The 21257-nt window shown below is 53.9% G+C and carries 16 protein-coding genes; 6 read left to right on the top strand and 10 right to left on the bottom strand.

Going from position 1 to position 21257, the window contains the following annotated elements:
• Positions 1-32 precede the first annotated feature (32 nt).
• Positions 33-4325: a DEAD/DEAH box helicase gene (locus JIN87_RS08175; RefSeq protein WP_200355054.1), complete on the bottom strand. Its 4293-nt coding sequence runs from the start codon at positions 4323-4325 to the stop codon at positions 33-35.
• Positions 4326-4417: 92 nt separating this feature from the next.
• On the opposite strand from JIN87_RS08175, the gene JIN87_RS08170 reads away from it, so the two are divergent.
• From JIN87_RS08170 to JIN87_RS08160, 3 genes are read left to right on the top strand one after another with little or no spacing between them, the layout of a single operon-like run.
• The gene (locus JIN87_RS08170) at positions 4418-5497 is read left to right on the top strand and encodes an aldo/keto reductase (protein ID WP_200355053.1); all 1080 of its coding nucleotides are present in this window, start codon (positions 4418-4420) and stop codon (positions 5495-5497) included.
• Between the two features lie 17 nt (positions 5498-5514).
• Entirely contained in the window at positions 5515-6045 is a 531-nt protein-coding gene (locus JIN87_RS08165; protein WP_200355052.1) for a phospholipase D family protein, read from the top strand.
• Between the two features lie 17 nt (positions 6046-6062).
• Positions 6063-6548 carry a TPR end-of-group domain-containing protein gene (locus JIN87_RS08160; protein ID WP_200355051.1) on the top strand — a complete coding sequence of 162 codons (486 nt, stop codon included), beginning with the start codon at positions 6063-6065 and terminating at the stop codon, positions 6546-6548.
• A 1-nt stretch (position 6549) separates the two neighbouring features.
• Here JIN87_RS08160 and dctP read toward each other — a convergent pair whose 3' ends face one another.
• The 7 genes from dctP to JIN87_RS08125 all read right to left on the bottom strand — a co-directional run bounded on the left by dctP (position 6550) and on the right by JIN87_RS08125 (position 16459).
• A complete protein-coding gene (dctP, locus tag JIN87_RS08155; RefSeq protein ID WP_200355050.1) occupies positions 6550-7659 on the bottom strand; it encodes a TRAP transporter substrate-binding protein DctP in 1110 nt (369 codons plus the stop codon).
• A gap of 204 nt (positions 7660-7863) precedes the next feature.
• Entirely contained in the window at positions 7864-9288 is a 1425-nt protein-coding gene (ahcY, locus tag JIN87_RS08150) for an adenosylhomocysteinase (RefSeq protein ID WP_200355049.1), read from the bottom strand.
• A gap of 42 nt (positions 9289-9330) precedes the next feature.
• The gene (locus JIN87_RS08145) at positions 9331-9684 is read right to left on the bottom strand and encodes a four helix bundle protein (RefSeq protein WP_200355048.1); all 354 of its coding nucleotides are present in this window, start codon (positions 9682-9684) and stop codon (positions 9331-9333) included.
• Between the two features lie 39 nt (positions 9685-9723).
• Positions 9724-10902, bottom strand: coding sequence for a methionine adenosyltransferase (metK, locus tag JIN87_RS08140; protein ID WP_200355047.1), 1179 nt, complete (start codon positions 10900-10902; stop codon positions 9724-9726).
• Positions 10903-11083: 181 nt separating this feature from the next.
• Positions 11084-11545, bottom strand: a complete 462-nt coding sequence (locus JIN87_RS08135) for a hypothetical protein (protein ID WP_200355046.1) — start codon at positions 11543-11545, stop codon at positions 11084-11086.
• Between the two features lie 86 nt (positions 11546-11631).
• Positions 11632-13542 (bottom strand): hypothetical protein, encoded by a 1911-nt coding sequence (locus JIN87_RS08130; protein ID WP_200355045.1) that lies wholly within the window; start codon positions 13540-13542, stop codon positions 11632-11634.
• A gap of 46 nt (positions 13543-13588) precedes the next feature.
• The gene (locus tag JIN87_RS08125; RefSeq protein ID WP_200355044.1) at positions 13589-16459 is read right to left on the bottom strand and encodes a TonB-dependent receptor; all 2871 of its coding nucleotides are present in this window, start codon (positions 16457-16459) and stop codon (positions 13589-13591) included.
• A 327-nt stretch (positions 16460-16786) separates the two neighbouring features.
• Here JIN87_RS08125 and JIN87_RS08120 point away from each other — a divergent pair, with 327 nt between their 5' ends.
• On the top strand, positions 16787-17701 hold the full coding sequence (locus JIN87_RS08120) for a transporter (protein WP_200355043.1): 915 nt from the start codon (positions 16787-16789) through the stop codon (positions 17699-17701).
• 92 nt (positions 17702-17793) lie between these two features.
• Here JIN87_RS08120 and JIN87_RS08115 read toward each other — a convergent pair whose 3' ends face one another.
• Positions 17794-18243, bottom strand: coding sequence for a hypothetical protein (locus JIN87_RS08115; RefSeq protein ID WP_200355042.1), 450 nt, complete (start codon positions 18241-18243; stop codon positions 17794-17796).
• 77 nt (positions 18244-18320) lie between these two features.
• Positions 18321-19340, bottom strand: coding sequence for a S1C family serine protease (locus JIN87_RS08110; RefSeq protein ID WP_200355041.1), 1020 nt, complete (start codon positions 19338-19340; stop codon positions 18321-18323).
• Positions 19341-19572: 232 nt separating this feature from the next.
• On the opposite strand from JIN87_RS08110, the gene JIN87_RS08105 reads away from it, so the two are divergent.
• Together JIN87_RS08105 and JIN87_RS08100 are read left to right on the top strand one after the other, a co-directional pair.
• Positions 19573-20247: a DUF6515 family protein gene (locus JIN87_RS08105; protein WP_200355040.1), complete on the top strand. Its 675-nt coding sequence runs from the start codon at positions 19573-19575 to the stop codon at positions 20245-20247.
• Between the two features lie 11 nt (positions 20248-20258).
• On the top strand, positions 20259-21005 hold the full coding sequence (locus tag JIN87_RS08100; protein ID WP_200355039.1) for a hypothetical protein: 747 nt from the start codon (positions 20259-20261) through the stop codon (positions 21003-21005).
• Positions 21006-21257 lie beyond the last annotated feature (252 nt).

Here is a 21257-nt window from a genome sequence, read left to right as displayed (position 1 = left end):
CTACTAAAGCGAGTTCGAGCGCGACTCGTCTTCTAGCGCACCCCTTCGACCACAACTTGCTTGTGATCGCTGTGGGTCTTCCAAACGGCGTCCAAGCTTTCCAGATACAAGTTCCCTCTGGCATCCTCTCCATTGATCGTTTCCAGCTTCAACTGGCTCGATCGCTCAAGCCCGATCGCTTTGCCCAACTCGCAAACGATCTGAGGCAAGTCTTCATCATCCGCGCCGACATGAAAGACGAGACTCTTACCTCCACGCTGGGACTCGCAAACAAGCTCCGTTCCCCGATAGACCAATCGAGAACTTGCTAAACGTTTGGGTAGTCGCCCTTTTACCAACTCCACATCCAAACCGCAAAGGGAAGCGGGATCCGTAGCGCTCATCCAAAAGATCGACCGATCCGGCAATCGACCTCGAAGCTTTCTCAACGCCGCCTTGGAAGCGAACTGGAGCCCATCGACCCCATCGAAGAAGCGTCCCCCGACAATCTCCCCCGATAGCTCAAGAAGTCTCAACGCGCGAAACACCGCCTTCCAGCGAAACGCTTCGACTTCGCGCATCAACAGCTCGCGAAACACGACTCCATAGCGATCCAACAAAATCCGGGCTCTCTCCTTTTCGGCGTCAATGCGCTCTAAGGCGTCCTGCTCAGCTTCGACATCCGGCAAAGCGTACCAATTCCCCGGATACGTAGACATTTTTGGAGTCCGCATCCGCCTCCCCAATCGTCCTTGCCTAATAGAAGCAGCGTGCATCTTTCCTTGGCCACAAATCTGGAATTTTCCGGCTACTCCTCTCCGGGCAGCGGCAAAGGCATCGTTGCTAACACGCCCTCTCCAAACCAAAGCCCACAGAGCCTGCTCCAATTCGGAGCTTCCGCACTCCAGGCCCTCGACCAATTTATGAAATGGATAGCTCCCGCCACCTGCGAGCTGCTCCAAAATCCTCCCCTCCAAAGCTCCGACTTCGCTTCTATCGCTCGTCGCTAAGAGATCCCAATCTTCCTCCAGACAAATCCCGACCTTCCCCTCTCCCGCGCCATACCAGATCGCCGAGTCCTCAATCAGCTCGGCATCCAGGCGATTTCCTGAATAGCTCTCCACACGACAGCTCAAAAGAGACGCATCCCAATCTTCGATCCGCGCCGTCCAGCCAAGCAGCTTATCCAAAGCGTCACGCACGGCATCATTAGATTCGCGTGACCTCACCACCCCCTGCCAACTAGCGAGAAACAACGACAGCTTCTCAAAGGGCAACGGATCAAACTGCATACGATCACGAGCCCGCCGCATCCGCAGCAAAATCTCGAAATTCTCGGCCTCGCAAACGTACGTCGAATTCGAGTCCTCCATCAAGCACCCCACGACAACAAGCCGATCATCCTCCAGTTCCTCAAGCGCCGTCGTCACCGCTTTTCCACTACAAGACAAAGCCCCACTCAACTCCAACACCGAAACCGGTCCCCAGAAGGATAGGTATTCTCTTAACGCCTCGCAATCAGGATTCCCTGAGAACAATTGCTCGAAGCGCTTTTGCTCCTCGAGCAGAAACACATGCCCGTCCGACTCGCCAACCAAAAAGTCAAGTTCCAGCTCCCCTTTTAGAAACTCCCACTCACATTGCGGTACCGCCACTCTATCCCGCAAATACTCCTTCAGCTCGAGCGAATCGCTTGGTGCGTAACCTTCGGCCAAGCGTTTCCGCTTCGCTTCAAAAGCCTCGACAAGGGCACGATCAAGTTGCGGTCGACTCAGTTCATCAAAGGCAACCGCCTTCACCAGATCCTCTCTGAGCTTCGACTCTCCCGATGCTGCCGGATTGTCATCGGCGTACATGTACTCGTCGTTGATCTGACGCCACTCAACGCTGGCTGCAAATGGAGTCGCCTTGCTCGACCGTATGACGCTCACAGAAATATCTCCACACTCGAGCTCTGCCAAAACCTTACGAAGCGAGTCCATGTCGAACTCATCCTTCAAGCAACAACGCCACGCCTCCAAGAGGAGCGGAAAGTCATCAAACGCCTGCACCGACTCAAACAGCTTCTTTGCACGCAATCGGCTCAACCAGAGCGGCAAGCGTTGCCCTGCCCGATTACGCGTCACCAGCAACGAAGTACCAGTCGCCTCTCGAAAGCGCGCCCCAAAGAAACCAGATCCCTCCAAACGCTTTCGCAACCACGTATCCAAATTGTGAGGGTCTACCAAACCAATCACCTCCTCGACCTCGATATCGTCGCTGAGCGACACAACCACGCAGTCGTTGTTTACATAGACATCAGTCCGATGGCCAAACGCCTCCTTCCACGCAGCATCCAGCGCCATCGCATACGGACGATTAACCCGTCCTCCCCAATGGGTGTGCAAAACAAGCTGCTGCCCAGGAGCCCCCTGTGGCGCCGCATCGATAAGCTCGGCCAAAATGTGATGCCTGTGAGGCAACTCCCTGCCACTTGCCAAGCGCTGCTGCCTAAGAAAATCCAGGAGAGCTTCGGAAGCTACCGTATCCATTCTAAAACGGGCTTCCAACTCCCCCGAAACCCCCTTCTCTTCAAGCTTATCGTTGGCCCACTCCAAGAACTCCCCAATCCGGCTCGAGTAATGAAAGTCCCGATCGAAGGTCTCCGCCTTCCAGAACGGCGGAGCGATATCCCCTTTCGCTGAAGGAGAAACGAGCACATCATTGTGCGTAATTTGGTCGATCCGCCAGCTCTGTACTCCAAGGGTGAATACATCCCCAATCGAACGTTCCCAAACAAACTCCTCGTCCAGCTCGCCAATTCGCCCCCCGTTTCCGCTATGCCGAAGATGAAAATAGCCACGATCCGGAATCACTCCCCCTGAAAAGTAGAAGGCCATCAACGCCCCCTTGCGAAGCGTCACCGTATTCTTCGTGCGATCGAGCGATACCCTTGCCTTAAGCTCCCTCAAACGACTACCTGCGTAGCGGCCCGCCAACATGTTCAGGACGAGATCGAACAATTCCCGCGAGAGCTCCCGATACGGATAAGCGCTACAAACAAGCGAAAACAGTTCATCCACATCTCGACTGCCTGCCCCGAGAATCGATACGATGACCTGGGCCAGCACATCCAACGGAGCCTCAACAGGTCGCACCGCTTCAATCGCACGCTCCTGTATCGACTCCGACAAGACAGCAGATTCGAGAAAGTCGCGAGAGTGAGAAGGAAAAACGATGGCTCGACTCGTCGCGCCCACCTGATGCCCCGCCCGGCCCACCTTCTGGACTGCCGACGAGATTTGCCCAGGACACTGCACCATCACCACGCAATCAAGAGCCCCGACATCGATTCCCATCTCCAAGGAATTAGTCGCCACAATCGCCTTCAAGTCTCCGTTTTTGAGGCGTTGCTCTACCGCGAAGCGTATCTCCTTAGACAAGGATCCATGATGTGAATACGCGATCGGAGCCGACTCATCCAAATTGATCTTATAAGCGATCTTCTCACAAAGCTTCCGGCTGTTGACGAAAATCAAGGTCGACTCGTTCTTAGCAATCAGCCCCTTAAGATCCTGCACAATCGGATGCCAGAAATCGTCATCGTTCGCATCCTGATTCGCCTCAGCAGGAAAACGAACATCGATCTCGTAACGCTTCGCAATCGACGACTCAGCCAATTGGACCGGCCTAGCCTCCCCACCAAGAAAACCGCCCACATAGGAAGCCACCAAGCCCATTGGCCGAACCGTCGCGGAAAGAGCAATACGTTGAAACTCGCCATTCAAGTGAGCCAAACGCTCGATGCCAGTCATCAGATAGACACCTCGCTTGCTGCCCACAACCGAGTGGATCTCGTCTAGGATGACCGATCGTACCCCAAGCAGAGAGCGTTGACCATCCTTCGAGGTCAGCAGCAGATTCAAGCTCTCTGGCGTTGTGATCAAAATCTCGGGAGGATGCCGGAGCATCTTCCGGCGATCACTTTGCTCCGTATCGCCGCTACGGGTCATCACCCTGATCCCAGGCCATTCAACACCTTCGCTTTCAAACAGCTCCTTCAGTTGCTCAAGTGGCTCCAACAAATTGCGTCGGATATCATTGTTGAGAGCCTTAAGCGGAGAAATGTAAAGCACCCGCGTCTGCCCCATCTCCCACTCGCCACAAGCGAGCTGGCTGATAGCCCAAAGAAAAGCGGCCAATGTCTTTCCGCTCCCTGTCGCAGCCGAGATCAAGCAGTGTTCTCCGCTAGCAATCAGCCCCCAAGCCTTTTGCTGAATATCTGTCGGCACCCCGAAACGTCCCTCGAACCAACGGGCGACGAGAGGATGAAATCGATCTAGAGAAAGGTCTTCAACTAAGGGCATAAACAAACTACAATCTCAACGGATTGACGATCTCCCGATTGCATACCAGTGTAGCTGCTTGGTCAATGTCGAGAACCCCACCCTCAGATCAAATGAAAGACTTCAACTCTACCCCTAACACCCCCTCGCTTCAAAACATCTCCCGCCGCACCTTCCTAGGTGGACTATCCAGCGCCGCCCTTGCCGGGATCGTTTGGCCATCCAACCTCCTAGCGGCACGCTCAACGACACCGCTTAGCGACAAGTTCGGCACCTTGCTCCCCACTCGTCCTCTCGGTAAAAGCGGCGAGTCCGTCACCTTGCTCGGCCTTGGAGGCCAGCACTTCCGCTGGTTACCGGACGACCAGGTAGAGGCTGCCATCGAAAAAGCGATCTCCGGAGGGATCCGATTTTTCGATACAGCCAACTCCTACGGAAACGAACAACTCAGCGAGCGCCTCTACGGAAAGTATCTGATCCCCAAATACAGGGATGTTAGCTTGATCATGACCAAAACCATGGCGAAGGACACCGCGACCGCCCAAAAGCACTTCGATCTGTCTCGAAAGAACATGGGAACGGACGTGATCGACCTTTGGCAGATGCACAACATCACCAGCGTCAAGGACGCGAACCGACGCTGGGACGAAGGAGTCGTCGATGTATTTCTAAAAGCCAAAGAAGAAGGGAAAGTTCGCATGATCGGCTTCACCGGGCATCACGACTATCGAGCTCACCTCGAGATGCTTCGCCTCTTCAAGGAGCGGGGCGTGCCGCTCCAAGCCGTCCAAATGCCAATCAACGTAGTCGATCCCAGCTACGACAGCTTCATCAAGGAAGTCATTCCAGTAGCCCAAGAGATGGGCGTCGGCCTGCTCGCCATGAAAACCATGTGCGGCGGACGACTTTTCGGCGGATACGGAGAGCGTTGGGGCAAGCATCGAGACACGCCCTCCAAAGCCCTCGTCCCAGACGTCCTCCCCTTCCGCGACGCAACCGACTACGTCTGGTCCCTCCCTATTTCGACCCGAATCGCCGGCTTCGATAATCTCGACCAATTGCAAGAGAACATCGACGCAGCCCAAGCGATGCGCAAGCTGACCGCCAAACAACAGCAAACAATCATCGAAACCGCAGCCCAACGCTCCGGTCCAGTCACCGAATTCTACAAGCGCGACACCCTGCCACAATAACCGCCCCTCGCCTCCCAATGCCGGAAACGCGAATCATAACCGACCTAGAAATTCACGACGCTGTCATCAAAGACGCCATTAGCGAATGCAGCCAGTTTCTCTGGATCGCGACTTCCGACATCAAGGACATGTACATCTCTCGCGGGAAACGGGCCATCCCCTTCCTGCAACGCCTTTCCGAACTAGTCGACGACGGCGTATCGATCCGCCTAATACATGCCAAAGAGCCCGGGCCCGCCTTCCGCACCGACTACGACCGCTTTCCGAATCTAATCAGCGGAATGGAAATGATCCTTTGCCCGCGAGCGCATTTCAAATCCGTGATCGTGGACGGAAGAGTCGCCTACACCGGAAGCGCTAACCTTACAGGAGCAGGACTGGGCATGAAAAGCAAAGATCGACGCAACTTCGAAGCTGGCATAATCACGGATGACCAAAACTTGATACGCCCTATCATGCAGCAGTTCGACGAGCTATGGATCGGGTCCCACTGCCCCAAGTGCCAACGCAAAGCGCACTGCGCCACCTTTCACGAACTGCTCGCCTAAGCGCTCGACAAATAAAAATGATTCCCACCTCAACTCGCTTGTCCTACGCAAACGGATACTTAGATCTCGGCATGATCAGTTCCGCCACCGAGGAACTCGACGCGATCCAAGAGAGCGAACGTCTAAACAACGATGTACTCGCCATGCGAGCCCGCCTCTATCTGGAGTCTCAAAACTGGGAAGTCATGGAAGCCGTCTCCAAACAACTCGTATCCCAAGCTCCGGAACTCCCCTTCGGGTGGGTCAACTGGGCTTACGCCCTCCGCGAGATGGACCGCAATGGCGAGGCGAAAGAAGTCGCCCTGCAAGGACTGGAAAAGCACCCGAAAGAAGCAACGCTATGGTTCAATCTAGCCTGCTACTGCTCCCTACTTAACGAAGTCGAAGAAGCCTCCTCCCACCTGGACAAGGCCATCGAACTCGACGAAACCTTCGAGCAATCAGCTGCCCAAGACCCCGATCTCGCAAATTTGATGCACTGGAAAAAGGCGGCCGAAAGCTAAATCACTCGTAGGATTCGAAATACTCGTAGTAGTCGGCATGCCGACGCTTGAACGCCCGCTTCTCCTCAAGCAAGCGCCGCATAAACGCGTCGCGCTCCACATAATCGCTCAAGATCTTCTCGTTCGCCGAACGCCATCGCTCGATGTCTTCTTCGGACCAGGACTCGATCGACACGCCGCCAGAGAGCAACGCCTCCATCGCCTCGAAATCGGCAACCTTAGACTTCAAGGTAGTCGTCAACGCATAGGATTTCATCGCCGATTCCAAAATAGCCTGAAGATCCTTGGGCAGCTCCTGGTACGCCTCTTCATTGATCAAAAAGTCCGCGAGCACCGAAGGCTGCCAAATAGCGGGCACGATCGCGTGAGGACTGATATCGTGCAAATCCAAGTCAAGCACACCTCGAGCAGTCGTCCACTCAACCGCATCCAGCAACCCCTGCTCCAAAGACGGGCGTATATCCTGCGGCACCAAAGGAACCGCGCGCGCCCCAGCCGCCTCCGCAAACACCTCGCCCGGCAGGCCCGGACCTATCCGAACCCGCTTCCCCTGCAAATCGTCCAGCCCGCTAATCCGCTCCTTCGACAGCAGCCCAAACTCCATGCCAGACCACCAAGCCGGTCGCCAAATAACCCCCTCCGCGTTCGCCAGCTCATTGGCCAGCTCGACTCCGCCACCCGCGTAAAAAAACATCATCGAGGCATCCAGATTCATGAAATCGAACGGGCCCGCATTCATCACCGCCCAAGCCGGATGCTGCTCGGACCACCAGTTTGGCCAACCATTGCCCATCTCGACCCGTCGTTCCGCAACAGCCGAAAAGATGTCAGGACCATTTGTGATCGTCCCACCAGGGACCGCTTGGATCCTCAACCGCCCACCGGACATCGAATAAACCTCGTCAGCCATCCGCTCGAGTTCGACGAAGTCCAAACTTCCCTCAGTCGCTTGCGACTGCAGCGTCCAGGTAAATCGCTTCGCCTTATCACTCGAGCAACCGCTCAAGCCCAAGATCGCCCCCAAGGCCACCAGTAAGCCAAACCTAAGCGCAATCGATACTATCGAGTTACTGAATCCCATTAAGGCCATGATGTAACTCGTCACCACCATCTGTCAAACGACGGAAAACAGAGTCCCCAACAAATTTGATTCATCACCTTCTCAGAAGGCAGCAAGGCAACTATGAACAGGGCCTCCTGAGGTAGCGTCCGTTGTCCCCAACGGACATAGATTCACCCTGCCGAGTCATGCCCCACAAAAAAACGGCCAGGCGTAAGGCCCGGCCGTTTGAGAAAATTTCGATTTCGGTTTCGACTAGTAACGGTAGTGAGCTGGCTTATACGGCCCTTCTTGCTTCACTCCGATGTAGTCGGCCTGCTCCTTGGAAAGAACTGTCAGCTTTACGCCAATCTTCTCGAGGTGAAGGCGAGCCACCTCTTCGTCGAGCTCCTTGGAGAGGAGATAAACGCCGGGCTTGTACTCGTCCTTATTCTTCCAGAGATCGATCTGAGCGAGCGTCTGGTTAGCGAATGAGTTCGACATAACGAAGGATGGGTGACCCGTCGCGCAACCGAGGTTCACAAGACGACCTTCGGCAAGCAGGAAGATCGAGTGACCTTCCGGGAAGGTGTACTGGTCAACCTGTGGCTTGATGTTGAGGTGCTTGATACCTGGGTAGCTAACCAACGGAGCAACTTGGATCTCATTGTCGAAGTGACCGATGTTACAAACGATCGCTTGATCCTTCATCGCCTTCATGTGCTCGAGGGTGATGATGTCCTTGTTACCGGTTGTCGTAACATAGATGTCAGCACGGCCGAGCGTGTCTTCAATCGGGCAAACTTCGAAACCTTCCATTGCAGCCTGCAGCGCGCAGATCGGGTCGATTTCAGTTACGATAACGCGAGCGCCCATTCCGACGAGCGCCTGAGCACAGCCCTTACCTACGTCGCCGTATCCACAAACCACTGCTACCTTACCGCCAGTCATGACGTCTGTGGCGCGCTTGATACCGTCGATGAGGGATTCGCGGCAACCGTAGAGGTTGTCGAACTTGGACTTAGTAACGGAGTCGTTAACATTGATCGCAGGGATCAATAGTTCGCCAGCCTTCTGCATGTGGTAGAGGCGGTGCACTCCTGTAGTTGTCTCTTCAGAAACGCCCTTCCACTCCTTGACCACGTCGTGCCAGCGAGTTGGGTTTTCCGCGTGAGTCTTCTTGAGAAGATCCTTGATGACTTGCTCTTCTTCAGAACCGGCTTCGCCGTTGACCCAGTCGCTACCGTTTTCGAGCTCGTAGCCCTTGTGGATGAGAAGCGTCGCGTCGCCACCGTCGTCGACGATGAGCTGCGGACCGAGGCCACCTGGGAACTTAAGAGCCTGATCCGTGCACCACCAGTATTCTTCGAGAGTCTCACCCTTCCAAGCAAAGACCGGTACACCCGCAGCAGCGATCGCCGCAGCAGCGTGGTCCTGAGTCGAGAAGATGTTGCAAGAAACCCAGCGCACGTCCGCGCCGAGATCAACGAGAGTCTCGATAAGAACAGCAGTCTGAACGGTCATGTGCAAAGAGCCCATGATACGAACGCCAGCGAGTGGCTTTTCCGCAGCGTACTTAGCGCGTACACCCATCAAGCCTGGCATTTCCGCTTCAGCGATTGTGATTTCCTTGCGACCGAAATCGGCCAATGAAATGTCTGCTACCTTGTACGGAAGCGTTTCTGTAGTTGTTTCACTCATTTTGTAATAGGTTGTTTAGACTGTAGGTATTTAGTCTTTAGGTTATTTTCTCTGCGAGCGGAGGAGAGCACCGAGGACCTTCTCACACTCACCACATAACTTCGAAAGTTGCTCGTTATTGCCCGTATCGAGAAATTCGAGACGAGTTGATAAAGAGAGCTGATATCCCAACTCCCTCAAAGAGGCATAGGCGATTTCGAGAAAACGAGCATACTCATTTTGGCTTTCTCTAGCGCATCCCTCGACTATATTTGAAGGAACAGAAACCGCAGCTCGCCTCATCTGAGAGACGAGCCCGAATTGCTCCTCTTTGGGGAAAGACTTAGTCGCATGGTAAGTCTCGAGAGCGATCTGGTCAGCGAGCTCAAACGCCCGCAACTTAGTATGATCCCTCATCTCAACCTAAAGCCTAAACTCCTAACGTCTAAGCCCCTCTTAAGAATATTTCTTAGCGGCTTTCTTGAGGGCAGCCGCCTTGTTTGTCTGCTCCCATGGGAGATCGTCCTTACCGAAGTGGCCGTAGTTAGTTGTGCCACGGTAGATCGGACGGAGCAGCTTGAGTTGGCTCACGATGTTCGCTGGCTTGAAGCTGAATACTTCCTCAACCGCCTTTTCGATCACCTCTTCTGGAACCTTGTTGGTTTCGAAAGTCTCTACAGTGATGCTCACTGGCTCTGGGTAACCGATCGCATAAGCGACTTGGAGTTCGGCGTGAGTCGCGAGACCAGCTGCAACGATGTTCTTCGCTACCCAGCGGCACATGTACGCTGCGGAACGGTCGACCTTGGACGGATCCTTACCAGAGAAAGCGCCACCACCATGGCGGCCCCAGCCTCCGTAAGTATCCACGATGATCTTACGGCCCGTTAGACCAGCGTCACCCTGTGGACCGCCGATTACGAATCGGCCAGTCGGATTGATGAGAAACTTCGTGTTCTTGGTGATTAGCTTCTTTGGCAGGCACTTCTTGATGATCTTGTTGATCATGAAGTCCTTGATCGTCTTCAAGGAAACGTCTGCCGAGTGCTGAGTGGAAATGACAACCGCTGTGATTTCAGCGAGCTTTCCAGCTTCGTAACGAACGGAAACTTGAGACTTACAGTCTGGACGCAGCCACTTCGCTTGACGTCCCGCGTGACGGACTCGGGCGATCTCACGGCCAATGAGGTGAGAGAACATGAGAGCCGCTGGCATGAGTTCCTTGGTTTCGTCACAGGCGTAACCGAACATGATGCCTTGGTCACCCGCGCCCTGTTCGTCCGTGTCCTTGCCCTTCGCCTTCTTGGCGTCAACGCCCTGAGCGATGTCTGGAGACTGGCTGGTCAGGTAGTTGGTGATGAAGACAGTGTCGGCGTGGAAGACATCGTCGTCATTCACGTAGCCGATTTCGCGGATCGCCTGACGAACGATCGCCTCGTAGTCGAGCTTGGCCTTGGTTGTGATTTCACCGGCCAGGGTAACGGTGTTGCTCTTCACGAGCGTCTCGCAAGCGACGCGGCTCGCAGGATCCTGCTCGAGACATGCGTCCAGAACGCTGTCGGAGATATAGTCGGATACCTTGTCAGGGTGACCTTCAGCTACGGATTCAGAGGAAAATACGAAGTTTTTAAGCATGTTTGTACGTACGATTTTCGAATTTAGCAGGCGACGAATTGGATTCGTCTTATCAACATATTCGGATTCGTTGATATGTTTAACGCAAAACTCAAGCCCAGAGTTGCGAGAAAGCTGTTAAAGGGTAGCGAAGCAGGCCGTCTCCTACCCTTCACTAAGGCATGTCCTTAGTTTAGAAACGCTAGTTCGAACGCGCGTTTCTTATTCGAGCATCCCGTTCTTCTCGAGCCACCATCACCTCTAGTCGTGCCCGCACGAGCTCTTCGTTGCCGTAGATGTCGTCGAGCTGCTGGCGGTGGATTTCCGAACGCCTCTTAGCGGTCAGGATTTTGGGGATGTGAAGCCCGACGATCCTGCCCTCGTTCATTTTTATCCGACGTTGCTCGCCATCCAGCGACAAAACGGCCTCTTCCTTCTCCGCGTCATATTCGAGCAGTTGAAGCCCCCCTTTTCCTGTTTTCCCAACCTCGACCCAGAAGGTTCCGAGAGAACGGCTGTCTCGGATGCTAAGCGAGACTTCGCCCGCCAGGTCGATCACCCCATTGAGCTCGAAATCGCGCAGCCTGGTCTGGGTGTTACCCAACAGGCCTTCAATCAGCACGAGAGCTGCAAAAACAAAAGTCGCTCCTGAAATTACCTTCATTCTATCCACCACAAAACCAGCCCTCCGCCAAGAGGGCTGGTCCCCGTAATCACAAAGCCAATCGGCTTTGAAAGTTTAAACCGATCTTAGAGATCGATGTTGAAAGCTGACGCCTGAACGAAACCGCCGCCACCATTCTCGTCAGAGATGGTAACAGTGTATACGCCAGGGTTGAGAGTTACGATAGCGACCGCGCTCGTCTCGTCGTTGGTTGGACGGCTTTCGGAATCCGCGAGAGAGAAAAGACCTACGTCGGAAGAAAGAACGTCGACCACATCCTTGCGGTCGGTCCAACCCGTTACTTCTGCAACAACCTCTCTGGTCACGAAGTCACGGATAACGATCATTGGGTCATCCATGAGGTCTGCAGTTACACCGTAATCAGCGAGCTTTGGACCAGTCGCGCGGATGAGGAACTGGCTTGGAAGTTCACCGTAAACCGCGAAGTCGATCGTGCCTGAGGCACCTTCCGGAACGCGGAGATTAGCAGAGAGCGCACCTGGGCGAGCGGCAGCCGTCTCGATAGACTCAACGAGGTAGCCGTCCTTAGAGAGCTTAGTCCAACCGTACAGCCAGTTCTTGCTGCCAAACGCGCCTTGGTAGTCAACGGGCATGATGCTGGGCATGTCTGGGTAAGCGTAGCGAGCGTTGCTGAAAGCAGGACTGTCTGCAGCAGGACGCGGATCGAAGCCACCGTCGTTTGTACGGCTGATGCTGCGGATCATTGGGTCCTCTACGTTGTTGTTGTGAGAGGCATCGGAGAAGATGATGTCACCTTCGGTGTCGCTAACGAGGATCGTGTTGTCGTCGTTGTCCTTACCAGTTACGATAACCCAATCGAGTGGATCGGCGCCTGCGCCGAAGTCCCACCAGATGTTGTTTTGGAAGTCGATACGTGGAACCGAGTCGCCTTCGAGAACTTCAGTTAGACCATCATTCGCGTCATCCTTGATGTCGATTACGTGGCCGCTAGAGCCGAATGCTGTGAAGATACTGTTGTAGTAACGAACACCGGCATCGTCGCTGATTTCGAAAAGGCCTTCGCTCACACCAGAAGCAGAACCTGGTCCGATGATAGTGGCGTTGAAGATGGTGCCCAAGCCACGTTGCTCGTCTACGATGTTGTCACCGTTGAATACGATGCCGTCCATTTCCGCGCCGTGGTCTTGGCTACCAGCTGTGCCGCCGTTGGCACCGATAGAGAGCCAGAACTGACCGTAGCCTTCCCAGCCGCTGTCCCAGTCGAAGCTGTCGTCCTTAGAGAACGCGCTAACGATGAAGCGTGGGTTTACGTTACCACCGAAAATTTCGATGGAGTCGTCGGAATTGGAGAAGATCTCAACGAACTCGACGATAGTCTTGTCCGTTACACCACCGAGGGTAAGACCATTCAACTCATTGTCCGCGTCGAGAGCCTGACCGCCATGACGGATAGAGACGTAACGGAAGATGCCTTGGCCATTGTCGTTGGAAGTACCACCGAACGCTGTGTAGTCGTTCGCTTCGATACCTTCAACGTGGTCGTCGATATTTGGGTAATCTTCGCCGTCCTTCTCCTTGTCGGAGTTCAAAAGACCATCACCTAGGATAACAACCCCGCCCCACTCACCAGTATCGAGGTGATCGTAGGCGCTCATTTCGCTAGCCGTCATCATTGGATCGTTCACCGATGTGAATACGATTGGCTCTGAAGGCGTGCCGATCGCGTAGATCTTAGATCCACGAGAGATGATCAATGCAGACGCCAAAGCGTTCGCTTCGTCTTCAGCCTTGATCAAAGTACCTGGCTCGATCGTCAAAGTCGCGTTGTCAGTAACGTATACCTTACCGTCAAGAATGTAGACATTGTCCTTGGTCCAGAGGGTATCTTCGGTGATACGATTTTCGGCAGTGATACCACCCGTGTAGGTGATAACATTCCCATCGGTAGAGGTCACTGCGGCTTGAGCGCCAACAGCAGAAGCAAATGCAGCAAGAATGCTGATTGTACGTTTCATGGTCTATTATATTTAGGTTTTTAGCTACTATACTGAGCCAACAGGACTAGTAGAATTTATACGAAAAGCTCAGCGAGGTGGTTATGCCCTTTTTGTATTCAAAATAGATGACTTCGTCTCCCTCGTAGGAGAGGAACTTTTTAGAGCTGTCATCCAAGAGGTTCTTCAGGGCAAATTTCATAGAGAGCTTGTCGCCCAGTCTTTGAGACAAAATAAAGTCTAACTGACCGGAAGGCTCTTCATACACATCGGGTAGTGCTCCAAGGGATACAGAGTAAAGACGCTCACCAGTATAGTTATACGCGAGACTCATTGTAGTTCCCTTCTTAAAGTGCTGGTAGCTGGCATCAATATTGCCGACAAATTCGGACTGTCCTTGCAGCTCTCTCACTGGATCGACAACGACTCCTCCCGCTTCCTTTTGTGAAATCTCATCTGCAGAGCGCGCCACCTCAGATTTCACGTACGATACGTTGCCACCAAATGTGAACACGCTCGTATCGCCACCAAAGAAGTCAAAAGACTTGCGAGCCTCAAACTCAAGGCCGTGAACGTCAGCCGTATCCACGTTTACATACGTCAATTCACCATCCACAAAGTTCAACTCGATCGGATTGGAAATATCCTTCATGAACGCTGTCACGGCGACCACGTTGTCACCCTCTCCAAACAAATCCCAACGCAGGTCGAAATTCTCGATCTCGGAGATCATCAAATCCGGATTACCCACAAAGGTTTCGCCACCGATGTTGTCGAAGGAACCGAATGGAGAAAGCTCACGGAAATTTGGACGAGCAAGCGTCTTTGTCGCGGCAAAGCGCAAATTCGAATCACTATTCAACTCATAGACGACGTTTAGGGCAGGTAGCCAAAGATCGTCATCGATCGAGCCATCGTTTTCATTGGGAGTTCCGTTAGCGCTGACACTCTGAACTGCCAGTTCTGTGTTCTCGTTACGAGCGCCAGCGATGAGACGCCACTTCTCCGCCAGGCGGAAGTCACCCATGAAATAGTAGGAATCAATCGTTTGCTCACCGCTATACTCAGGAACCGCGCTCGATGAAACTTCGATGTAACGCTGAACAGCTCCCGTTTCAGGATTTAGACCAATAACATCGTCCGACAGGAATTCAGAGATGTTTCCGTCGTACACGTAATCAGCCGAAAACCCTCGTGCGTTGTCATCATAATTGAATACAGACTCCTCAAACTCACGCTCCGTCTCCGTTTTCTGGAGACCAAACTTTATCTCGTTAGAATTCCGGCCAATAGGGAGAATGAAATCAATCTTCGAGTCAGCCGTATCCTCCTCCAGATCGCGCCAGTAGCGACGAGGAGCAGGGAAGTTACCCTTATAAACCGGCAACCCCTCCTTTGGGATCTCATCGTAGAAGAGCCTAAAGTCAGGCTCATCTTGAGTGCTAGTAGACTCGGAATGGAACCACTCTACACGAGCGCCCTTTAGCGATTCGAACTTGTGCTCTCCGTAGAGCTGAACCACAGAAAGCGTACGCTCTGTGTAATGCAGGTTCTTTACCCGAAATAGAGCAGAACCACTCGCCTGACGTGAACCGAAACGCGAGATCGCTTCGTCTTCGCCTGATCGGCTGTAGGAACTGTTTATGCCAATCTCGTGATTCGCGTTGGGACGCAGTGCGACATTAAGAATCGCCCCCCACTCGTTCGACTCAACACCCTTCTCCTCTGTGAAGGATGCGTCTCCCACAAACCCATCGGGATTAAACTCGTAGCGACCTACGACGCCATCGTCGTAATATGAGAACCCACGCTTGTTGGAGATGCTCCCGACAACGCCCAAAGTCGCAGGGTCGTTCCCCTTGCCCAATTCAAAGCGGTTTCCGAAAGAGAGCGATACACCATGACTCAACGGAGCGCTCTTCGTCTCAGGTTCCATATCTGGAGAGAAGGAGCTAGAAATGTCAGAGAGCAGAGCCGCATCTTCTGGCTCCAGGAATCGAATAGATCCTTCAATCTCATCCAAACGCGACGCGATTTCCGGAACGGCACGCGAACCATCGTCTTTGCCCTTCCAATCACCACTCGCTCCCGAGTTCAGCAAAATATCGCTCAAGTTCGCGTTCTCGTTATAGCTAACGCCCGCGCTCAGGGTGAGGAAGAAAGCATCAGGTACCGACTTCGTTTTGATGTCTACATAGGCCCCCGTGAAGCTACCCGCTTTGTCGGGAGTAAAAGTCTTAACCGTAGAAATCGACTCGATGATACTGGATGGAAACTGGTCAAGCTGCACCGCACGCTTGTCAGGGTCGGAGCTCGGAACCGTCGCTCCGTTCATCGTCGTATTGTTATAGCGATCGGATAGACCACGAGCGACCATGTACTTGCCATCACTGATAGAGACGCCCGGCACCTTGCCAAGAGCACCAGCGGCATCGCCGATCCCTAGGCGGCTAAAAGTCTCAGCGCCGATCGCATCACTAATCGAAGATGACTGCTGACGCTCAGAAAGAAGAGCCAGATTGGACCCCTGCAAAATCTTTGCCTTAACAGTAAATCCATCCAACTCGACGATATCAGAGTTGTCTCCATAAATTGGAACATCGACTCGTGCAATATTGCCTGCCTCAACCTCAAGCTCTTCGATACGAGAAAGCTTATAAAACATAGCAGATGCATGTAGCGTGTATTCACCTTCCGGAACATCTCCCATCAAAAAGCGACCATCCTTATCAGTGACAGCAGAGATTTCCGTACCGACAAGCGTGATACGCACATCAGATACACCTCCACCAAATTCAGCATCCACGACGGACCCTGAGATTATGCCATTAGCATCCTGAGCGGATGCATGAGCTGCAAAAAGGGCAACCGCGACAGCAACTATCGACAGTTTGGCGAGGCCCCAATAGGACTTTGTATTACGGGTAGTGTTTACCATAGCGGTTTATGAATTAGAGGACCTGAAAAACTTATAAGCCCCTTCAAACCTCAACGGGAAACCACCCCCGTAACCATCTTGTCACCCCCGCGTCACTAACCCCAAACACGCGTAACCTGCACGTAACTTTCGTAAGATTCTGATGGATACCATGACACACGAATGGCGCAAAACATCAGCAAAAGAGGCCCTCAATTCGAAAAAACCGCCACAAAGTTCCTGTTTCGGGCTTAAGCTCCGAAAATCCATGCTCAAAACCCTAGACTTTACCTAGCCGCGAATTCTCCTAGTTTCAGAGATCTGGCTCACTCAGCGCTCACCGCCCTTATGAAACCAAACCTTCTTGCAATCCTACTCGCCATAGCCCTCGCCTCGCCCTGCCTATCGCAGGATATCGAACCACGTCGGTGGACTCCACTCCCGGTCGGCACCAACGTAGTAGGTTTTGGATACGGTTCAGCCAGCGGAGACACGACATTCGATCCGGTGCTGAACGTCGAGAATGCCAAAACCTCCGTAGACTCCGTAGCCTTCTCCTTCGTCAAACCCATCGCTCTCGCCCGCAGGACTGCCCGTCTCGACGTGCTCATCCCTCAATTGAACGCTCGCTGGGACGGTCTCATCGACGGCAGGCCACAAACCGTAAAACGCAGCGGCCTCGGCGATCCCATCGTCAGATTCTCCTTCAACTTCCTCGGGAGCCCCGCTCGACGACTCAAGGAATTCATTGAACAGAATCGGAAAAACGCCGGAAAAAGTAAAACCGTGGCCGGAGCAGCCCTCTCCCTCACCCTCCCCTGGGGCGAGTACCAAAGCGACAAGCTGCTAAACCTCGGGCAAAACCGCTACACCCTTCGACCGCAGGTCGGCGTCGTCCACACGCGGGGCGACTGGTCCTTCGAACTGACCGGATCCACCTTCATCCACTCCGACAACGACGACTTCTTTAACGGCGGCACCCGCTCCCAAGACCCTTTGTACGCCGCCCAAACTCATCTCATAAAAGTCTTCAAACCCGGCCTCTGGGCCGCCATCAGCATGGGCTACGGAAACGGAGGAAAATCTGAGGTGAACGGCGTCAGCAAAAACGATCGTCGAGAGAGCGTACTCCAAGCCTTCACCCTCGGGCTCCCCTTGACCCGTTCTCAAAACATGAAGATGGCCTACATCAGAACCAACGCGAAAAACAACCTCGGCTCCACCCTCGACTCCTTCATCATCGCCTGGTCCCACATGTTCTGATCCCTCCCCCCATCCGCCCCTCCCCACACAAAAAAAACGGCGCTCCGTTTCCGAAGCGCCGAAAAATAAAAGAGGAACGATCGAGCTAACCGCTAGTTAGCGTTCTCCTGGTGGTACCATAGCGTTTCAACGTGCATCGAAACGCGCTCCTTCAAGCTCTCCTTACGAGCGCTCTCGATCATCGGGATAAGGAATTGCTGATCCTCGTTGAAGATCTTCGCCAACTCGTCGTGAGTCTTGAAGCCAATCTCGATACTACCCGCCAACATAGCGCTAAGGTCGCCTACGTTTGCCGCCTGCAACTCAACGATCTGGTCCGCTTCCTCGTCCAATAGCTTGCGGATCGCCTTCTCCTGCTTGGCACTCAAAGAAGTGTGCTTGTTGAGCTTGTTGATGTAAAAGTCGATCGAGTTACGATGCCACTCGCCCCAAACGATGTAGGCTTTGCCAGCGGATTGCTTATCGCCAGCGAAGCTGTGGCTCGCGAAAAGGCCAGAAAGGCTGAGTGCAACGGTTCCGATCAATAAGAGTTTCTTGCTCATCATTAAGTATTTGTAGGGTTAAATTCTTCGCGACATCGTCCTACCAGTTCAGTTCCTTGTCAATGTAGGATAGGCATCTATTTCAAGGAGCGAGGCGCTTCCAGCTCGATCAGCTTGCCTTTGCGCATCACGACCACCTTCAGCACCTCATCAGGGTTCACATCCCGCACGATCCCCCTCAGCTTCAGCGCCTGCTCAACACTGTCAATCGGGACCCCTTGCACCGAAAGCAGCACGTCCCCTCCTCCCATAAACTCGGTCCCGTTTATCGAAACGGGAATACGCCCTCCTTTAAGCCCGAGCCGCTCCCCAAACGACCCCCTCGCCACCGATTCCACGATAAACGCGAAATCCCGATCGATATTCAAAACCTTGGGCGCCTCCCCGTAGAGCACCTTGTACTCCATTCCCGACCAAAAAGCCGAGCGCTCCAGCAATAGCTCCTTAGCCACGTCGATCGATACCGCGAAGCCCACCCCCTCAAAGCCTCCGGAATTCGAGAGAATATGGCTCACCACGCCTACCACCTCCCCCTCCATATTGTACATCGGGCCGCCCGAGTTCCCCGGATTGATCGAAGCGTCCGTCTGCAGCAGCTCCGCCTTCACCATGAAATCCTCGCTGTTCTTTCGCCGACCGCTCAAATGCCCGAACGACAAAGAATGCCCCAGCCCCAAAGGAGTCCCCACCACAAAGAGCTCCTCGCCAATCTTCATCTCCTGACTCACCCCAAGCGTCGCCACGTACTCAGGCGGAGGACGCTCCGTTAGCTGCAACGCGGCGACGTCCGCCCACGGAGCAGTCGTAAGCACCTCAGCCCGTACCCGCCGACCATCCACGTATTCGACAATCACTACGTCCGCCGAGTGCACCACATGGGCCGCCGTGATGACCTTCCCCTCCGCGCTGATGATAACGCCGGTCCCCTGCTCGCCCTCAGACCCCAAAGAGTCCGCATTCGACTTGTTCGTATAAATCGTGACCACCTGCCCCTTCACCTCCTCGAACAATCCGCTCAAATCTCGCCCCAGACCATCCACCGTCAAGGCAAGCCCAAGCATCACCGTCGCCAAAATGCCAATACACTTCATAGCCATTCTACCAATTCTTCTACCAATTCCACTAAGCCTTACCTTATTCGCCCCAAAGAGCAACGCCCCACAAACGAAATACCGTTCCAGAATCGGATTCCCACCGCAACCCCCATTCAACAAAGCCCTCTCCAAAACCATTTCCAACTGGATACCAACAACTTAAAACGAACCACAAGCTCATTGGCGCAAGCGATGCAAACAAGAAGGCACTCACTAACCCGATCCCTAGCAAACCGTGAAAAACATCGCCTACATCGCCACACTCGCCCTGCTACTGAGCTCTGTCGCCCCCGTGACAGAAGCCTCGCCCAAACGATTCGGACACGCCCCCAGACACGGAGGATTCTCAGCCGAACGCATGCGCATCCCCGAGTGGGGACACGACAGAATCAGAATCCCTGAATACCGATGGGACAACCACAAGCGACGTCATGACCGGCGACACGATCGCAGGCACGACCACTACTGGCCCACACACTGGGACCATGTTCATTGGGGTTGGCACTTCCACGGTCTGGTCGTAGTCACCCTCCCCCTCGGCTGCGAAACAGTCTACATTGAAGACACCATCTACTACACCTCCAACGGAGTTTACTATACAGAAGAAGCAGGAGGCTACAAAGTCGTCGAACCACCCGTTGGCAGCACCGTTCCCCAACTTCCGGACGGCTTCTCAAGCATCGAGTACAGCGGCTCCACCTACTTCTACAACGACGGCGTTTTCTATCAAGAAGTCCCCGACTCTGGATACGCAGTAGTCGAAGCCCCCATCGGAATCACGGTCAAGTATCTCCCAAGCGGATACACCGTCATCAACCAGGACGGAGTCGAGTACTACCGCCTCGGACGAACCGTCTACCACCCGATCACACAAGCGGGCGCCACCCTCTACATGACAGTTTCACTCTAACACCTAATATCATGAAAACCATCAAATCATCCATCATAGCCACTCTCGCTCTCGCAGCAACAAGCACGCTCGCGACCTACGGCGACACCCTGACCCTCAACTCAGGCGAAAGCATCCAAGGATCCTTCGTACACGCCGATCAACAGCACTTCAGCTTCACCGCAAACAACGAGACTCAGCCCAAACAATACCGCAGCGATCAAGTAGAGAGCCTCTCGCTATCTAAACCAAGTCCCGCCCAGCCGAGCACGACGGTGACCACCGAACTCTCCAAACAGCAGCTTCCCAGCGGAACGCCTCTTCTGATCCGAACCGCCGAAGCCCTGTCCACCGAACGACACCAAACCGGTAAACGCTTCGCCGCGGTTCTCGAAACCAACGTCGAAATGAACGGCCAAATCGTTCTGCCCGCAGGCAGCCAAGTCTACGGAAGAGTCAGCAACCTCCAAAAAGCGCGCAGATTCTCCGGTCAAAACGTCCTCGAGGTCGAATTGACCGACGTCGTCGTAGCCGGAAAAAGAATCCCCATCCTTACCAACCAAATCGGCAACTCCGGCACGAAACAAGGCGCCGACTTCCTCAAGAAAGCAGCCGCGGGAGCTGCTCTAGGAGCCGCCATCGACGACGATTCTTCCCAAGGAGCCAGAGACGGAGCCGCCATCGGAGCAGTCGCCTCCGCCCGCAAAGACGCCCCCATAGCCATCCCAGCCGGAACTCTCCTCGAGTTCACCCTCACCCATTCAATTTCAGTGGAATAACGAAGCCAGCCAGACGGCTGCAGCTTCAAGGAGCTAGGGAAATGAGTGGCCCCGTTCGATTCCTTCGGACGGGGCTTTCTCTTCGACCACCTCTCCCGGGTCCAAAAAAACGGAAACCCGTTTCCCGGCACGGGAAACCGAACTTAACCACGAAACACAAGCCTCCTCAAAAAGACACTTCATGCTATCTATCAATCACTTACACCTTTTCCTCATATAGCTGGCACGAGCCATGCATAAGGTCAGGCACAG

It is taken from the genome of Pelagicoccus mobilis (assembly GCF_016595505.1).
Classification (GTDB): Bacteria; Verrucomicrobiota; Verrucomicrobiia; order Opitutales; family Opitutaceae; genus Pelagicoccus; species Pelagicoccus mobilis.
Note: the sequence above shows the minus strand (reverse complement) of the source record. Positions and strands in the feature narration are given on the sequence as shown.

What these genes read in the sequence shown, in the direction of transcription:
- JIN87_RS08115 (WP_200355042.1), bottom strand. Translation starts at nt 18,243, where the DNA reads ATGAGCAAGAAACTCTTATTGATCGGAACCGTTGCACTCAGCCTTTCT.
- JIN87_RS08170 (WP_200355053.1), top strand. Translation starts at nt 4,418, where the DNA reads ATGAAAGACTTCAACTCTACCCCTAACACCCCCTCGCTTCAAAACATC.
- JIN87_RS08135 (WP_200355046.1), bottom strand. Translation starts at nt 11,545, where the DNA reads ATGAAGGTAATTTCAGGAGCGACTTTTGTTTTTGCAGCTCTCGTGCTG.
- JIN87_RS08120 (WP_200355043.1), top strand. Translation starts at nt 16,787, where the DNA reads ATGAAACCAAACCTTCTTGCAATCCTACTCGCCATAGCCCTCGCCTCG.
- JIN87_RS08100 (WP_200355039.1), top strand. Translation starts at nt 20,259, where the DNA reads ATGAAAACCATCAAATCATCCATCATAGCCACTCTCGCTCTCGCAGCA.
- JIN87_RS08165 (WP_200355052.1), top strand. Translation starts at nt 5,515, where the DNA reads ATGCCGGAAACGCGAATCATAACCGACCTAGAAATTCACGACGCTGTC.
- JIN87_RS08145 (WP_200355048.1), bottom strand. Translation starts at nt 9,684, where the DNA reads ATGAGGGATCATACTAAGTTGCGGGCGTTTGAGCTCGCTGACCAGATC.
- dctP (WP_200355050.1), bottom strand. Translation starts at nt 7,659, where the DNA reads ATGGTGGTGACGAGTTACATCATGGCCTTAATGGGATTCAGTAACTCG.
- ahcY (WP_200355049.1), bottom strand. Translation starts at nt 9,288, where the DNA reads ATGAGTGAAACAACTACAGAAACGCTTCCGTACAAGGTAGCAGACATT.
- metK (WP_200355047.1), bottom strand. Translation starts at nt 10,902, where the DNA reads ATGCTTAAAAACTTCGTATTTTCCTCTGAATCCGTAGCTGAAGGTCAC.
- JIN87_RS08110 (WP_200355041.1), bottom strand. Translation starts at nt 19,340, where the DNA reads ATGGCTATGAAGTGTATTGGCATTTTGGCGACGGTGATGCTTGGGCTT.
- JIN87_RS08160 (WP_200355051.1), top strand. Translation starts at nt 6,063, where the DNA reads ATGATTCCCACCTCAACTCGCTTGTCCTACGCAAACGGATACTTAGAT.
- JIN87_RS08175 (WP_200355054.1), bottom strand. Translation starts at nt 4,325, where the DNA reads ATGCCCTTAGTTGAAGACCTTTCTCTAGATCGATTTCATCCTCTCGTC.
- JIN87_RS08130 (WP_200355045.1), bottom strand. Translation starts at nt 13,542, where the DNA reads ATGAAACGTACAATCAGCATTCTTGCTGCATTTGCTTCTGCTGTTGGC.
- JIN87_RS08125 (WP_200355044.1), bottom strand. Translation starts at nt 16,459, where the DNA reads ATGGTAAACACTACCCGTAATACAAAGTCCTATTGGGGCCTCGCCAAA.